The organism is Burkholderia sp. A2 (assembly GCF_001729305.1).
GTDB lineage: Bacteria > Pseudomonadota > Gammaproteobacteria > Burkholderiales > Burkholderiaceae > Burkholderia > Burkholderia sola.
Map to the genome: position 1 here is coordinate 2,319 of NZ_LZXX01000168.1, position 589 is coordinate 2,907.

The following is a 589-nucleotide window of genomic DNA, read 5'->3' on the forward strand; positions in this document are numbered from 1 at the left end:
GGCGCCGCGAAACGGCGCGTGGCTGCTGGTGCCGCCGCTCGTGATCTATCTGGCGGCGATGCGTACGGTCGTGCAGCGTCACTACCGCGTGCTCGTCGCGCTGATCGCCGCACGCCAGCGCAACGCCGAACTCGTCGCACGCTTCGACGCTGCCCTCACCTACATGCCGCACGGCCTGTGCATGATCGACGGCGACAGCCGCGTGATCGTCGCGAACCGGCGCACCGCGCAACTGTTCGGCTCGCCGCGCGAGATCATGCTCGATACGCCGCTGCCGGCCGTGGTCGCCGCGCTCGGCGCGCATGCCGTGACCGATCCCGGCGGCGCCGGCCTCGCCGCGCAGTGCGATGCGTGGCTGAGCCGCGGCGAATCCGCGCCGCTCGACATCGTGCTCGCCGACGGCCGCCAGCTCGAACTGACGCGCCACCGCGTGCCGGACGGCAACGCGGTGATCATCGTCGAGGACGTCACCGCGCGCCGCCAGACCGAACAGCATATCCGGCACCTCGCGCGGCACGACGCGCTGACGGGGTTGCCGAACCGCCACGAACTGCATGCGGCGCTCAAGCGGATGCTCGCGCGCCGGCCG

General features: G+C 72.3%; 1 protein-coding gene. It reads left to right on the plus strand.

Going from position 1 to position 589, the window contains the following annotated elements; all coding sequences use genetic code 11:
* A partial coding sequence (locus A9Z05_RS33755; RefSeq protein WP_141723544.1) for a PAS-domain containing protein occupies positions 1 to 589 on the plus strand: 589 nt, incomplete at both ends.